Source organism: Cohaesibacter haloalkalitolerans (assembly GCF_003574655.1).
Lineage (GTDB): Bacteria > Pseudomonadota > Alphaproteobacteria > Rhizobiales > Cohaesibacteraceae > Cohaesibacter > Cohaesibacter haloalkalitolerans.
This window is the reverse complement of the sequence record NZ_QNUM01000011.1, coordinates 22,504-38,091: the sequence shown is the minus strand read 5'-3', so window position 1 is coordinate 38,091 and position 15,588 is coordinate 22,504. Positions and strand designations below refer to the sequence as shown.

10 protein-coding genes are annotated in these 15,588 nt (G+C 51.1%); 6 read left to right on the top strand and 4 right to left on the bottom strand.

Features of this window, described 5'->3' with window-relative positions; translation table 11 throughout:
- Window position 1 precedes the first annotated feature (1 nt).
- From DSL70_RS20465 to DSL70_RS20455, 3 genes are all read right to left on the bottom strand, one after another.
- Entirely contained in the window at window positions 2–1,882 is a 1,881-nt protein-coding gene (locus DSL70_RS20465; protein ID WP_245418305.1) for a site-specific DNA-methyltransferase, read from the bottom strand.
- Window positions 1,883–1,943: 61 nt separating this feature from the next.
- Window positions 1,944–2,612, bottom strand: a complete 669-nt coding sequence (locus DSL70_RS20460) for a DUF4391 domain-containing protein (protein WP_119309842.1) — start codon at window positions 2,610–2,612, stop codon at window positions 1,944–1,946.
- Complete coding sequence (locus tag DSL70_RS20455; RefSeq protein ID WP_119309872.1) at window positions 2,609–5,869, bottom strand: SNF2-related protein; 3,261 nt, start codon at window positions 5,867–5,869, stop codon at window positions 2,609–2,611. The genes DSL70_RS20460 and DSL70_RS20455 overlap by 4 nt, the downstream gene beginning before the upstream one ends.
- Before the next feature lie 148 nt (window positions 5,870–6,017).
- Between DSL70_RS20455 and DSL70_RS20450 the strand changes: the two genes are divergently transcribed.
- The 5 genes from DSL70_RS20450 to DSL70_RS20430 all read left to right on the top strand — a co-directional run bounded on the left by DSL70_RS20450 (window position 6,018) and on the right by DSL70_RS20430 (window position 12,697).
- Window positions 6,018–6,848: a protein NO VEIN domain-containing protein gene (locus DSL70_RS20450; RefSeq protein WP_119309841.1), complete on the top strand. Its 831-nt coding sequence runs from the start codon at window positions 6,018–6,020 to the stop codon at window positions 6,846–6,848.
- Window positions 6,845–7,690, top strand: a complete 846-nt coding sequence (locus tag DSL70_RS20445) for a hypothetical protein (RefSeq protein WP_205563430.1) — start codon at window positions 6,845–6,847, stop codon at window positions 7,688–7,690. Before DSL70_RS20450 ends, DSL70_RS20445 begins: the two co-directional genes overlap by 4 nt.
- Before the next feature lie 415 nt (window positions 7,691–8,105).
- Window positions 8,106–8,648: a gamma-glutamylcyclotransferase family protein gene (locus DSL70_RS20440; RefSeq protein WP_119309840.1), complete on the top strand. Its 543-nt coding sequence runs from the start codon at window positions 8,106–8,108 to the stop codon at window positions 8,646–8,648.
- Between the two features lie 7 nt (window positions 8,649–8,655).
- On the top strand, window positions 8,656–9,444 hold the full coding sequence (locus DSL70_RS20435; RefSeq protein WP_162916957.1) for a hypothetical protein: 789 nt from the start codon (window positions 8,656–8,658) through the stop codon (window positions 9,442–9,444).
- Window positions 9,437–12,697 carry a DEAD/DEAH box helicase gene (locus DSL70_RS20430; RefSeq protein ID WP_119309838.1) on the top strand — a complete coding sequence of 1,087 codons (3,261 nt, stop codon included), beginning with the start codon at window positions 9,437–9,439 and terminating at the stop codon, window positions 12,695–12,697. Before DSL70_RS20435 ends, DSL70_RS20430 begins: the two co-directional genes overlap by 8 nt.
- Before the next feature lie 227 nt (window positions 12,698–12,924).
- Here DSL70_RS20430 and DSL70_RS20425 read toward each other — a convergent pair whose 3' ends face one another.
- Window positions 12,925–14,226: an SIR2 family protein gene (locus DSL70_RS20425; protein ID WP_119309837.1), complete on the bottom strand. Its 1,302-nt coding sequence runs from the start codon at window positions 14,224–14,226 to the stop codon at window positions 12,925–12,927.
- 534 nt (window positions 14,227–14,760) lie between these two features.
- Between DSL70_RS20425 and DSL70_RS20420 the strand changes: the two genes are divergently transcribed.
- Complete coding sequence (locus DSL70_RS20420; RefSeq protein ID WP_119309836.1) at window positions 14,761–15,528, top strand: hypothetical protein; 768 nt, start codon at window positions 14,761–14,763, stop codon at window positions 15,526–15,528.
- The last annotated feature ends 60 nt before the right edge of the window (window positions 15,529–15,588 follow it).

Below are 15,588 nucleotides of genomic sequence, written 5' to 3'. Positions count from 1 at the left end.
CTCAAATCGCCTTCACTTCAGTGTCTGGCGAAAGAGCCTTGAAGATCTGTCGAACATTAATCTTGGTCGCGTCATCCTTGAAGCCGGTATCCTTGAAGACAATGCGCATTGGCTTTCGTTCCGCCAGCTTTTTCACCAACGCTTCATCGACACCATTGTCGAAACAGGCCATCAGAGCGGTGCCAGCGACGCTGAAAACGGTTTTGCCGTCGAGTGTCTCTCGAGTGATGGGATAGGTCAGATCAACGCCCCAATCGATCAGCACCTGGAACAGCAGATCTTCCGGTGTGCGGTCTAACTTGATATTATCAATGCTGGCAAGAAGATTGCCTTGCGCGGTTTGGTCAGGCGTATAGAAGGTGTCCGCCATATTGGAACTATCGATCTTGAGCACGCGGAAGCCAACATCCTTGTTCCAATCAGGGTGGCTCTCACCTTCAAGGATTTTTTCGCCTGCGCGGCGAATGCGTTCCTTTGACAGATCAGCTATACTCTTAAATCCGAATTTATCGGAAGCTTCTCCTTCAGAAATTTTTTCTGGAAGTTGAATTGATATAACATGGCGATTTATACCATCAATAGCGCTTAAATCAATCGTTGCATTAGCCGTAGTTCCAGATCCAGCAAAGAAATCGAGGATAATATCCTCTGGTTCGTCAGCAACTTGTTCGATTAAACTTCGAATAAGTTTGACCGGCTTAGGAAACGGAAAAACATCATCAGAAAACAAGTCTCTGAGGTCTTTTGTTCCGTCAGCAGTAAACACGTCATCAATTACAGATCGAAAGGCGATCATTTCGGATGTCATGTCTTTACGGAATTTTTTCTCTCTTGGCCTACCGTCATCTTTTTTCGGAAATATGATACATCCTTCTTTAATTAGGCTATCCATTTTTTCTTTTGAATACCTCCATCCCGATGCCGGACTAGGAGGAAAAACACGCGAAGTCAGAGGCTCCACGATATCATAATGAAGGTTTGGTCGTTGGCTCTGGGTTGCTAGTCCTAGGATGCTGCGGCTCATCCACGGCCCCCTGGGATCGCTGTCAGGATTTGCAAATTTATTTTCGTCTCGCTTGACCCCATGAAGAGTAGTGTCTCCGCTCTTAGAATAAGCGACAATGTATTCATGATCTGTCGAAACATTTGTTTTCGCTCTCGTATCAGTAAATTGCCTTGCCTTCCAAACAAATTGGGCAATGAAATTTGACACTCCAAATATTTCGTCACAAATCTTTCGAATATTGTGGCATTCGACATCATCGCAGCTAATTAGTATTACCCCTCCATCACAAAGCAAATTTCTTGAAACAATCAATCTAGGAAACATCATATTGAGCCAATTCGAATGATATCTCCCATCAGATAATGGATTTGAAACTAATTTATTTTCTTCAAAATCAATTTGATTTGTTTTATTCAAGTAAAAACTTCCACTTTCGACGAATTTGTCGTGATAAATAAAATCATTACCTGTATTATAGGGAGGGTCAATATAGATCAGCTTGACCTTACCGAGATACGTCTCTTGCAGCAGCTTCAGCGCTTCGAGGTTGTCGCCTTCGATGAACAGGTTTTTCGTTGTATCGAAATCAACGCTCTCTTCGCGACATGGGCGCAGCGTCTTGGCGATTGGTGCATTTGCCGTAATCAAAGCTTCTCGTTTGCCAGGCCAATCGAGGTGATACCTTTCCTGCGGGCCTTCAACGATGCTGTCCGAGAGTTCCTGTCTCAGCTGATCGAAATCGACCTTGAGCGAGAGTTTGCCATCTTCACCGCGAGCCTCGGTGACGCAGCCCGGAAAGAGCGTCCTGATCTTGGCAATATTGTCCTGCGTCAGGTCTGGGCTATGCATCTTCAGCGTCTCGATTTCGTCAGTCATGATCTTCCCTTTGGCCATTCACTCAAGGCCCCAAGCCTGCATCACATCGTCATTTGACGTGTTATTCCGGCTTTTTCAAATAGTCATAAGCAGCTTGCGCTTCCTGCAGCTCGCCATGCAATGTCATCTTGATATTGAATTGCGTTTCACGTTTCAACTTTGATTTCAATTGGTTGATCTCGCGTTCTTTTGCCTGCATTACCTCAAGCCTCGCGAGCCTTGCCTCGAAATCCTCATTCTTAGCCGGAGCGATCGGGATCAATGCTGTCAAAATCTGCTCATAAAGCCCGCCAAGATTCAACGACACCGGCAAAGTTGTTCGCTCGCTTTCCTCGGGGAACCAGCCTGTCCTCAGATAGTCCCCCAGCACCCATTTGGAGCTGTCGGCCTCGGATGGACGCTTTCTCGCCGCAGCAACCTGTATCTGTCCCTCATAAGAGAGCTCGAAAACCAATGGGAAAGGGATCGCCCTATCCACTGCACGCAAGATATCGTCGTGAAGCTGAGGTGCCTTAAGCGTCAGCAGAAACACCTGAAGTTCCGGGACCTGTTTGGTGGCGGGCAAATTGATGGTTTCAGGAGCCAGCTTATAGGCCCATGTGATCTGATCGAGCTCACGCACGAAACGCTCCTTGAGCGCCGTGCTGGCCCCAACCGCTTCATAGACGCGCGACTTGGGCACAATCCGCTTCAGCCTTGCCTGATCAGGATAGCGAAAGAGAGCACTCATGCCGGATCCCTCACGACGATGAAGGCGATCAACTCGAAATCTTCAAGACCAGCAATCGTGTGTGTCAAAGCCGTCGTATGGCCACCGGCAAAGAGACTGTCTATATCTCGCTCTTCTTTAATCTCGATCATCGAACGGATCGCTTCATTCAACAGAGCTGAATATTTCTCCATCTGACGACCGTCTTTGGTTTCTTTATTGAAGGCGTCACAGAGTGTCTCGATCGGAACAGAATTGGATTTGCAACTGGTGCGAACAAGATCGAGCAACCGTTTCACCTGCGTCTGATCCACGATGACGTCTCCATCATCGGAAATGTAGACCAGGTAATAAGGATGAAGGCGGTTTTGCTGGTTTATATTCACTGTGTCGTGGATGTTGCGCAGCGCAAAAATGACACCATGCACCAGACCAATATCAGCATCGGAGGGGACAACAGCGTGCAGTCCGTTCGGGACGGCTCCCAGCTCTCCATTTTCCTTGATGTAATTGAGCAGATCCATTCGGAAGTCATTCAACCCGAGATCAGTGATGGAAATACCTGTTTTGACGTCTTCAAGTTCAATAACCTCATTCTGAAGGCGCTGTAGCTGTTCCTTGCGGTAGGCGGTCTCTGAACTCTTCGCAGTTAAGACATTGTCTTCGCCTGTGCCCGTCACATCGACAATGTGCATCCTGTTTTCAACCCGCTCCTTGAGATTGATATATTCGTCGAGTGAAATATCCGGCCAATAGTTGGAAAGCTGAATGGATGTGTTGGGCGATCCAATTCGATCTATTCGCCCGAACCGCTGTACGATCCGAACCGGGTTCCAGTGAATGTCATAGTTGATGAGGTAGTCGCAATCCTGCAAGTTCTGGCCTTCGGAAATACAGTCAGTCGCAATCAGTATGTCGAGAACCGCTGTCTCATTCGGTAAGATCTTGTCCTTCTCCTTCGCAATGGGCGAGAAGAGGGTCAAAACAGACTGGAAATCATAAGGCTTGCTCAAGGTTGTCTTCGGGTTGCCAGAGCCTGTCACTAATCCGGTTTGAGCGTTATCCGATTTTGCAAAATGTGGGGCGAGCTGGCTGTAAAGATAGTTTGCTGTATCTGCAAACGCGGTAAAGACAATGACCTTGCGATTGCCAGGATTGATGGGGTGCGCCATCTTGTCGGAAATTTCCGCCATCAAATGCTGCAGCTTAGCGTCATCTGCGGGCTTCACTTTCTGCATCTCGTCAATCAAGCCGTCGATTATTGCCTGATCAGCTACCAGCTCCTGTTTCCATGCCTGTATGTCCATATCGGCTAGGGCGATTTTGACGCTTTTGCCAACGGAGAAGCCTGAAAGATCATCATCCTCTTCAGCAAGGTCCTCATCGACAACCAAGTCAAATTCACTATCAGACGCACCAAATTGTTCAAATCGTTTGATCGAGTCGAGCGTATTGGAAATATTGCTGGAAAGAGCAGCAAGCGTCATTCGAAAGGCATGTACAGAACTCTCAAGGCGCTTCAACAAATTCGTCGTCATGAGAGCTTGAAGGCTTCTTTCGCGGTCAGCCTGCCGGAGGGTTCCTTTGCCTCCTTCTGTCTTGGTGTCGTAAAGATCTTCGTACTTTTTCACCCGGCTCGGATAGATATAATTGACTGGAGCGTATACAGCCATCTTCAGCATGCTCAGCTGGCTGTATATTTCGTTGAAACTCACTACGTCATCGCGTTTCGTGATAGGAAGCTGATGGGACAGAGGTTTCCTGCGTGTTGGAAACTTCCCAATGTCGGCAGTGTCATAGAAGGTTTCGATATGTTTGCGAGACCGAGCAATTGTGACTGCATCGAGCAACTCAAAGAAATCGAAATCAAGCCTTTTGAGGATGGTGGCAGCTGTTCTTTCTGCCGGCGGCAGCTCGGACCAAGCATTGAATGCTGTTTGGGCTCGGCGGAAAATCTCTTCAACGCTCGTTTTCGTCCGCAAATTCTTGCTCAGATCATCTGAATGACCTTCATAGGCAAGGGCTAGCTGGTTGCGAAGATCTGTGAAGCGGTTGTTGACCGGTGTGGCCGAAAGCATGAGAACCTTGGTTTTGACACCGGACCGAATGACCTTGTTCATAAGCCGCTGATATCGAGTTTCACGATCCTTGTAGACGTCGTTATTCCTAAAATTGTGAGATTCATCAATCACAACAAGGTCATAATTGCCCCAATTGATCCGATCCAGGCGAATGCCGAAAGATTCTCCGGATGTGCGGGAAAGATCCGTATGACAAAGAACATCATATCGAAAACGGTCTTTTGAAAAGATATTGGTTGTCAAATTCGCGTTGTAGTTACGCCAATTGTCTGCAAGCTTCTTCGGACAGAGAACAAGAACGTCTTTGTTTCTCAACTCATAATATTTAATCACTGCCAAAGCTGTGAACGTTTTTCCAAGGCCCACACTGTCGGCAAGAATACAACCATTATACGCTTCAAGCTTATTTATTATCCCGACAGCTGCATCTCTCTGGTAATTAAATAGCTTTTTCCAAACAAGGCTTTCTTGATAACCGGTTCTTTCGTTAGGAAGAACGTCTTCATCGACTTCTGACAAAAACTCGGAAAACAGGTTATATAGGATCACGAAATAAATCCGCTCGGGGCTGTTTTCCTGATACACGGTTTCGATATGATCCAGAACTTGGCTCGTTACATCACGAAGCTTGTGATCATCGTTCCAGAGTTGATCAAAAAGCCCCAGATATGTTTTGGTAAATTCCGGCTCATCCATAGCCTGTGTCAGGTTCGACATCGCGTCACCACGCTGATATCCGAGATCTACGGAAGTGAAACCCGATATTGGCATGTATGCGGTTGCGCCATTCTCATTTCCAACATGGGCAAACTGTTGCATAGGTGAGTTGGTAGCGTTGGTCTTGAATTTAGCTTTCTTTCGAATCCATGCTGCACATTCTCTGGCAACAGCTCTCTGCGTCATCTTGTTCCGCAGCTGTATTTCAAACTCCCCACCAGCAACGCCAATAGGCTTAGCTTCACCAGGGATGAAAAACTGCCTTTTTTCTTTGTGCAATTTGTCGACAGAACCATTCGGAATAAACGAAGGTGTAGTGAATATGAACCTAAATTCTTCGATTTCTTCCAATTGCCCCTTGAAAACTTCAAAAGCGTATATTGAAAAAACAGCGGCAGCAACAGAGAGCTTGCTCGTTTGATCAAGGTTTTCCTTAATATCTTCTCCGAGCAAATTCGTAATATTATCGATTATTCTCAATTCCAACCTCAACTCTGCGGAGTGTTTTTCACCATTCTATCTTTTGTGTTGAATGTATCAATACCGGCTTTATTTTAATCAACTTATGTATGGACATTGTAGCTGCAACCACTATGACACCCCGCCAATCCCACGGTAGTTTCCCGTTATGAGTTCAGAGAATTGGTCAGACACCGAAAACGACATCACCGTGGCATCCTATTTCATGATGCTGAGTGATGAACTGTCGGGGCGTAGCTACAACAAAGCGGCAATGAACAGGGCATTGCAAGAGCAGATTGGTCGCAGCCGCGGCTCAAACGAGTTCAAACTGTGCAACGTGTCTGCGGCTTGCGTCGGCCTTGGGCTTCCGACCATTAAAGGCTACAAGCCTCGGTTCAATTTTCAGATGACACTTGCAGAGGCCATTTCCAGATGGCTTGCACACCATCCGGAATGGGAAGCCTCTCTGCATCAAACAGAAAGTCTCCAACTGGCCGAAGCAGGAGCCCTTTACATCGGCGTGGCCCCAACCATGCGCAATGCGCCTCCCTCAGATGAAGTCGAACAGATGCAGCGTGTTGCTCGCCGCTTCGATGTTGCTGGCCGGGATGAGCGCAATCGCGCTTTGGGGCATGCAGGCGAGGAGCGCGTATTTCACCATGAACGCATGACGCTTCAGCAAAGCGGCAGGGATGATCTCGCACGACGCGTTCGTTGGGTTTCAAAGGAAGACGGTGATGGGGCCGGATATGATATCGCCAGTTTCACCCCCGAAGGCAAGGATCGCCTAATCGAGGTTAAGACCACAAACGGGTGGGAGCGGACACCGTTCCATATCTCCCGTAACGAGCTTGAGTTTGCTGACGAGAGGCGAGAGCATTGGTATCTGCTACGGCTCTACGAATTTGCACGCGGGCCAAAGGCATTCGAATTGCGCCCACCTCTCGACGCCCACGTGTCTCTCACCGCCACAAACTTTCAGGCAAGCTTCCAATGACAAGCCCAGCACGCAGGTTCAAAAGAACCATTGGCATTGATTACTCTGGAGCAGAAACAGCAGAGGCAAGTCTCAAGGGACTACGGGTTTATCAAACCATTGACGACAATGAGGCAGAGGAAGTCCTCCCTCCCCCCGGTCCCAAGAAATACTGGACCCGGCGCGGCCTTGCGGAATGGTTGACTGAGGAGCTGGACAGCAGCATTCCGACAATTGTCGGAATTGATCACGCTTTCTCTTTTCCCATGCGCTATTTCGAGCGACATAGGCTGGAGCCGGATTGGCAGGTCTTCCTGGACGACTTTTGCGTCCACTGGCCAACCGACGAGCTTCACACCTATGTCGATTTTGTTCGAAACGGCAGTGTCGGCAATGGAGCAGCAAGAACGGGCGAAAGGCGTTGGCGACGCCTGACCGAAGAGGCAACCGGATCAGCAAAATCAGTGTTTCATTTCGATGTGCAGGGATCAGTCGCAAAGTCCACCCATTCGGGCATTCCCTGGCTAAGGCGTATACGAGAAGCGCGACCCCAATTGCATTTCTGGCCCTTCGATGGATGGACACCACCAGAGGGTTCTTCAGTCATCGCCGAGGCTTATCCCCGCCTCTGGAGTTTCTCCTATCCTCGAAAAGACCGCACTCCGGATCAACACGACGCCTATTCTGTCGCCCAATGGCTGCAAGAAGCAGACAAATCAGGAGAACTGGAAACTGCCTTTGCCGCCCCGGAACCAGAACCGATTGCAGCAACCGGTTTGGTTGAGGGATGGATCCTCGGAGCTCCGTGGCCTCCTGAAGAGAAGCCAAAAGCAACCCGTCGTAGGAAAGCATCCAGAGACTGACCGCCTCGTTAAAGCAGTCAGTCTTCAAATAATCGGTTCATTTCAGCTTCAAAGGCTTCACCAATTTTCTCTGGCATCGCATTTGCCTCGCTGCCAAACAGAGTCTTTTGCTCCAGATTGAATATCTGAGATTGTCAATCACGGCCGTTTCGGGCGGATTGCGGTCATTGTCCGCAGATGCGAGATCTCTAGAGCCGTAAGCTAAAGCGGACATTCAGGATGTCTTTGAGTGCCTCGAGGCTTGGACAGACCGTTCGGGGCGGTTGCTGCCCGTCCAATCTTGGCAAGCCGGAGAGAAAAGCCGACACTCGGCCACGCACAATGAACCTCCGTGAGAATTCGCTACAAGGCACTTCACATTGGTCAAGTTCAGGTGCAGTATTGACTATCATATTGACGAAAGACCGAATGGGAAATGACCTTCTATTACTTCGCATATGGATCGAACATGTTGCCTCAGCGGTTGCTGGATCGGTGTCCCTCGGCCAAGCTGATTGGAACCGGCTTAGCGGCGAACTTCGGCCTGGAGTTCACAAAGCCGAGCATTGATGGATCAGGGAAGGCGACATTGGTCCCGGTCCTCGGGTCTAATGTGCCAGGTGTGCTTTTCGCGATCGACGTTTCGGAGCGAGATGCTCTCGATCGCTATGAAGGTCGTGGCTACGGCTATCGCCGCGACGATCGCTTCGCTGTCGGTGCGTCCGCTCTAGGCTCCGATATCGAGGCGAGCACCTACCTCGCAACCGCGCGAGACGAACGACTGAAACCGTTCGACTGGTATCTTGCAGCCGTCATCGCGGGTGCTCTTTACCACGAGATGAGCGAAACTTACGTTGCAGAATTACGGAGCACCCGGTTCGTCGAAGATGCCAAAACGGATCGAAAAACCCGGATCGCTGTGATCCAAGCGATGCGAGATCATGGCGTCGACGATTTTCGAATGTTGCTTGGGACCTGATTGAACCATGCCGTTGACCTTGAATCCGATGTCCGCGCTTCCCCAATGCGAGGGAGAGCAATGGGTCGTCAATGGCCCTGACGAGCTTGCCCATTTGGTGGCGTTGGTCTTGATCGGGCAAGCCTTCCACGCAGCCTTGATCCTGGAGGGTACGCAGCTCGGTGCGCCAAAGATCACTGCGAAACTGAAGGCGACCTTGGAAAAGGATCTTCACCCCACGACGGATAAAGGCATCGAGCATCGCGACGGCCTGCTGTTCGAGATCATCTGCTGGGTAGCGGCTGGCAAAGGGAAGACTGGCGACGAAAAGATCGACCATTCGCATCTCAAGTCGACCAATCAAGGCACCGACGGCGTAAAGGTGACGGTGGACCCCGCGACCAAGACGCTGACGAAAGCCACCGTCTACGAATATAAATGCACGATCCACGCGCGGCAGAAATTTCAGAGCCAGGTTCTGAAATCCTTCCGTGAGTATATTTCCGGCGAACGCGACAACCAGCTCGCGCAGGCAGTCCTCGCACTGTTGGAGAATTATGGTCTTGCTGGCGCGCAACTCAAAGCTGCTTACGACACGCTCATACAAAGCCGCCCCTTGGCGTTCGAGGCGTCGCTGTCCGTAAGTCCCTCCGTTTTCCCTGCGGAAAAATGCGTGGCGCTGTTCAAGGACTACGACACTCTCTCCGTTGCGACCGATGTCCGTCGTGGCAATACGCTGCCGCTCGACGACGTTCGGGCCTGGTTTGCCGAGTTCGCCAATCGCGTTTGGACGCAGATTGCGAGGTTCGATGTTTGACGCCCAGACTGCAGCGTTGCTCCGCACCGCGCCGGCCATCTCCGGGGTTGATCCGGCATTACTCCCGCAGGAGTTGACCGGAATCTACGCAGAGCTCGCTGGACTCAGATTACGGGCTGCGGTGCTCGCCGATCAGCCCGATTACTTGGCCAAGTTGGAGCGGATCGAGCGGATCGCGACAATCTACGAGGCTCTAGTGGACAATGGAGCCGAAGACCACGAGCGACGTGCGGCGGCTTTTGTCGCAGGGACGGCTTACCAGCTTCTGGGGCGAGTCCGCCCTAAACTCGAGATGCGGGACGATCTGCTGATGGCGCGCGCCATCGATCCGCGAGTTTCGGCGCCGCTCCTCTTTCTCATAGCTGAGCAGAGTCCCGACGCTCGCGAGGCGGCGCGCGAACTTGCCGGGCCACGACTCGAAGATATTCATCGTGGCGCTCTCGTTGAGAGCATCGAAGATCTTGCCTTGGAACGATTCGAGGCGATCCTTGAACGTGCTGAGCGCTTGGCAAGGCTTAGGCCGGGAGCGGAGGCGCCGTTCGACGAAAGAGCCACCCAGGCCCTCTACGGACTGTGCTGGAGCGGGCTGGTGCAAATGGTCGCTCGCCTTCTCGATCGGCCGAACCTCGAACTCGCCTACCAGTCGTTCGATACGCCCCAACAGGCTTTCGCTCGCGTGGTAGAACTTGCGACCCACCCGCTCGACCTCCCGGAAAGCTCTGGGCTGAACATTATTTCCAGCTATGCCGGACCGCGTCATTTGGCCCGGTTGCTGACGCACGTCGCCGACGGGCTCGAAAATTCTGGAGTCACGCGGATCCCGCCACCCGCGGGCGCCGAGGAACAGGCTTGGAAGCTATGGGTTCGCCACCGTGCCGCGAGTAAGCCGGTTCTCTGGCCCAATCACCGCGCGGCCGTCGCGACCGGGTTTCTAGATGTGGGCAAGTCGGCGGTGCTCGTACTTCCGACAGGCGCGGGAAAAACGACCCTCTCCGAACTCAAGATCGCATCGACGCTGTCCGCGGGCAAGAAAGTCATCTTTCTCGTGCCCACACTGGCGTTGGTCGATCAGCTCCGCGACGATCTGGCCGAGAGTTTCCCGGAGACGCTAATCGACAGCGTGGTGTCGGCGGACGGCGATCTCACCGCCCTGATCCGCGGACCCGAACTAGAGTCGATCGAGGTCATGACGCCAGAGCGGTGCCTGGCCCTTCTCAGTTTTGCCGAAACCGACATGAGCGACATTGGGCTACTGGTTTTCGACGAATGTCATCTGTTGAGCCCAAAAGGTGGCGGGTCTCGTAGCGTTGACGCGATGCTTTGCCTGCTTCACGCCATTAAACGGGCCCCTGATGCCGACCTTCTGCTGTTATCCGCCATGCTCCAGAATGCCGAAGAAGTGGCAGATTGGCTCACCACGATCACTGGGCGCCCATGTGAAGGTTTCCATGATCCGTGGAAGCCAAGCCGTCAGGCCCGCGGCGTGGTGATCTATCCCAAAGAGCAAGTCGATGCGGCTGACGTAATCGTCCGGCGGAAGAAGCGTCTTAAGAAGGCCTATCGGGCGCCACCGCTGAATGCCGACCCGTATGCGCTCTTCGGGCTGCACCATGCGTGGGTCAAATCGGTCCCGACCGATACGCGGCTCGTTAGGCTTTCGGACGTACCCGTCGCGCTCGCCCATGGCACGGGCGGCGCGACTCCGAACGCGAACGACGTCGGCGCAGCCTTGGCTAAGAGCGCAGCGATAGCTGGTCTCAAGACAATTATGTTCGTGCAGCAGGCGGATCATGCGCCGTCGACGGCGAAACGGCTTCGTGGCAAGCTGCCTTCCCCACCGGAGCTGACCGAATCCGAGAATAGTTTATGGGTCGATGCGATTTCGGAGCTTGGTGCCGCAAGCTGTTCCCTGTTTGATCCGACCGCCCCTGCGATACCGCACAACGGCGATATGATCCCCCTAGAACGGCGTCTCGCTGAATCAGTGTTCAAGAAATCCACGGGCGTGAACGTGATTGTTGCAACACCGACCCTTGCACAGGGGATGAATCTGCCAGCGCAGGTCGCAATCCTTGCTGGAACGATGCGGCACAACGAAGAGGGTCGCAAACCGCTCGAAGGCCATGAGATCTTGAACGCAGCCGGACGGGCTGGGCGCGCCGGCCATCTTGCCAATGGCACGGTTTTGTTAATCCCCGAACCAGTCGTGCATTTCGACGCGAACGCCACCCCTGAGGATGAGGCATTCAAGATGCTCAAGGCGGTGCTCCCCCCGAACGACCAGTGCGTACGGATCGACGACCCGCTGACCGCACTGCTGGACAGCATCCAGAACGGCGAACTGTCGGGAGCTGGAGTCCGCTATTTTCTCAGTCGGCTTCGTGCGGGCGAGCCTGAGGATGCGGCGGTCGACAAAGCTGTCGAAATGATCAGCCGCTCTTTCGCGGGATATCAGGCAAGGCAGGCAAAGGAAAATGCCGCTTTCGATGCCAAACTTGGAGCGTTGAAGACGGCGCTCGATGCAACGACGGAGGAAACTTCGGCGCAGGTCATGCAGGTCGCCGCGTTCACAGGTCTGGCGGTGGAGCCGCTGGCGGCCATTGCCGCCAAAGTCGAGGCGGAGATCGACGCTCTGCCATCGACCGTTTGCGGTTGGATGGAGTGGCTTATCGATTTCATGATCGCCGATCGCGACAGCTATTCACTGCTATTCGGATCGGCCGTGGAAACCGTCAAAGCCGTGACACGCGGATCCAAGACGGGCGGGGCGAGCTCCGGGCAGGAAATGGCGAGGCTAAAGACTGGGCTGGCAGCGTGGCTCAGGGGCGAGCCTTTCAATCAGATTGAGGTGGCGCTCGGCGTACCTGCAGCGACGATCGGCGTCTGCAAGCGAACGCGCGATCTCATCAATCAAATTGCCAACCGGCAGCTGTACATGGTCGCGTCGGCAGCATCGGAGATCATCCAGCAAGTCCTGGCAGCCAAAGGCCAAGTTGCCGCCAATCCTGCGGTGCTCGAGATCCTCGCATATGCAATCCGCCGGGGACTCGACTCTCCGGAAAAGGTCGCCTTCGCTTATCGGACCCCCAGCGCACGCTCGCGCGTGCTCCTGCACCGGGCCTTTGCGGAGAAGGTCGGCGAACGGGAGCCGATGCTCGGCCATGATTTCGAGCATGTGATGCACCAGCTCGACGCCGTCCTTGCCTTTGGTCCGCTCGACCTGAGCGGGTCAGGGGGCACGCCGTCGTCCTAATCGACCTCCCGCCGATTTGTCCGGTAGGCAGTCTGACCAACGTCGCGTTCCCAAGCGCCAACCAATATGGAGGAGATCCACGTCTGCTTTGAAGCGATCAGTGTTTGAGCTTCAATGCCCAAAAGGGGCCGCAATTGCCAATTACGTTCTATATGACGGTCTTCAATTCATGACGCGGTGCACCAGACCGCTTGGAGCCCACTCGAGACATTAAAAAGCTAAGTTGTCTAACAGACTGAAACAATATTTCTTGCATCCCGGTTTATAGATTTTTCCAAGATAAAGGCTTTTATCATTGTCCGATTTGAAGCGCGAATCGTCCCCCATCGAGAGCTCCAAATTTTGAAGGCTTGCCAAGAGTATCCTAGTCTTTTTTCTTGGCTCATATGCTCCATTGAGTATTTTACTGCTTCAAGATAGGTGTCTTCGAGTGATCTACCCTTAATATCCAAAAGTGAGCCAAGAATAATCAACCAAGAGGCTAGGTGCTCATATTGTTCCCAAGCGCCGCTTTCTAAACACAACTCTTGCTTCTTTGTTACGATCTTGTCGAACATTTTTACGGCTTTGGTATCTTCCAAACTATATCCCTTGGCGCTCAAAGCTGAAACTACCTCGTAAAATGAATCCTCCATTTTTAGAAAACTGTCTTTAAAAGTCCTTCCATCTTTCAGAACCTTCTCAATTGACCTTAATGAACGCTGCAAAACTCTCTCGGCTTCCGGGTAGTGCTTTTCCAGTTTTTGAAAAAAGGTTTCGATCGTGGTGTCGTCAATAACCCGAATGCCATAGCAATTAGCATAATAATCAATAATTGGTTGATCTACCCGACTCCTAGAGACGAAGAAAATATTACTTCCTAATGTATTAGTTTTCATGAATCTAGTATATTCATTTAAAATTGACTTCAGATTTGCATCTCCAAGTGAATATCCGAGTATTACTACTGTGCTTTCGTGCAAAATAGTGCTAAGTTTACGTGAAAAATAACTTTCGGAGTGCATAAATTTAAAATAATCATTCGCGGTAACAACCATTTGAGAAGGAGCGTCGATTGATCCGTGGATGTGGTATACTTTCGCTCTGCTATTCGATTTTGGCACAGGTAGCCCTGGACTTAAAGAGAGGCAGTCTGTGCCTATAAGTTCCTCGGCAATCTTGTCATAGTTAGTCGTAACAATTCGAAAAGACCTGCCGGACAAGAAGCTTTTTGCGTGTTTTATTTCACCCGATGCAGGAAAGCCGGAAATTATTTTGGCAATAGTTTCGTGTAAATTTTTGTTATTTCCCAAAAGATCCAATTCAACGACTTGGGCGGCTTCCTCTAAATGCAGCGGTTTTGCAGTGTCCGCCGGGAACAGTATGTCTTTCAAAGCGGAATTGTCAGCGTGGTTCTCACATACGTTCTCAAGAAGCTCCTGCCATCCTGGCACTTTGTTCTCAGTTAGCGCTTTTGAGAATCCTGTTCCCGTAAAGAGACATAAACGCTTTGCTGCTGCGGCATACGCAATTTCGAAGTATTCACTCATCTAGAATCCACGCTACACATTCATATTTTGCTTAATTGGGAATAAATTGATTGTTCGAATAAGGATTACGCTTTACGTAAATCAACTCAAGGTGTGCTGAATAAAATATCACAGCTAATTTCTCTCTTTTGATGAAATCGACAATATAATCAAACTTTGACAAGTCATGCCCTCAACTTGGTTGGTCAAAATTGTCGCCAAGTTCTACCGACGTCTTAAATGTCCGCTCACCCGTCACCTGGCCACTGAAAACGCTGCGGCTTGCTCGAACGGCAGGAATGCGGAAGCTGTCGTGCGGCTTGTGGCAACCTGCGCATGTCCACTTTGGGCCGCGATTGCAAATCATGACCGAGATAACTGTTCTTATCTCATGCTGCGCCGCATCGGTCCGCTTGGAGCCCAATTGTGACGTCTCTGCAACCATAACGATGGACAGTTTCAATGGTTCGGTTGTGATCGCCCTTGTGGTACCGTCGAGATGATATGAGGTTTCCCTGAGAGGTTGCCCACCACATAGCACGTAAAGGGATCTGAATGAGTGTTATCAACCGCATAATGAAGAACAATGCTGCCGCATTGATAAACAGCCAGATCAATGAACTTCCTGATCGTGCAAAGTTTCGAGCGTCGAGTGCGCTTCGCTCACTACAGTGGGCGAACAGTATATCCGACGCCGGAATGCCTATCCCTGCTTGCTTTTGTGCGCTTCACGCAACGGAAGAAGCGGTTGCAGCATTCATATCTTGCGCAAAAGAGTGCGGTTATGCCGACGCTAAGAATATCAACATCAAAGATCATGCTGCTAAGGCAACGATATCAGTTTTGACGCAAAAGATTTCGGATATTATACGGCCAAATCAGGTTGCAGTTGCACTTGACCTCCAAACCAATGCTCTTGTTGCTCGATACATAGTAGATGGTCAAACTTACCATAACTACGCCTCAACGAAGCTTTTCCATTTCCGCGATGAGCAAGGGCAAATACTTTCTGATTTCCATGACGAACTGGTCAATATGTTCGGTGATGTTGCTGAATTGGAAAAAACCGTGAAATTCGCGCAAGATGCTCGGAACGAGATCTTCTATGCAACGAGCAAGGGCTTACCAACTGGCTTTGATGAGCCCGAAGCCTCACTTGCCAGAGAATGTCAGCTTTCGCTTAGTTTGATCTGGGCAGCACTCGACATTAAAAGGAATGAGGGCGAGTTAATACCGTTTATTGAACAAGCACTGCAAACAGCCAACATCGTAATTACCGATCTTAAAAGTGGTAGAACAAATACAAAGCAGCAATTGATATGATCATATCAAACGGCAGCCTTGTCCGCACTCCAGCCCTCGGCTGACTAAAAATGTTGCGCT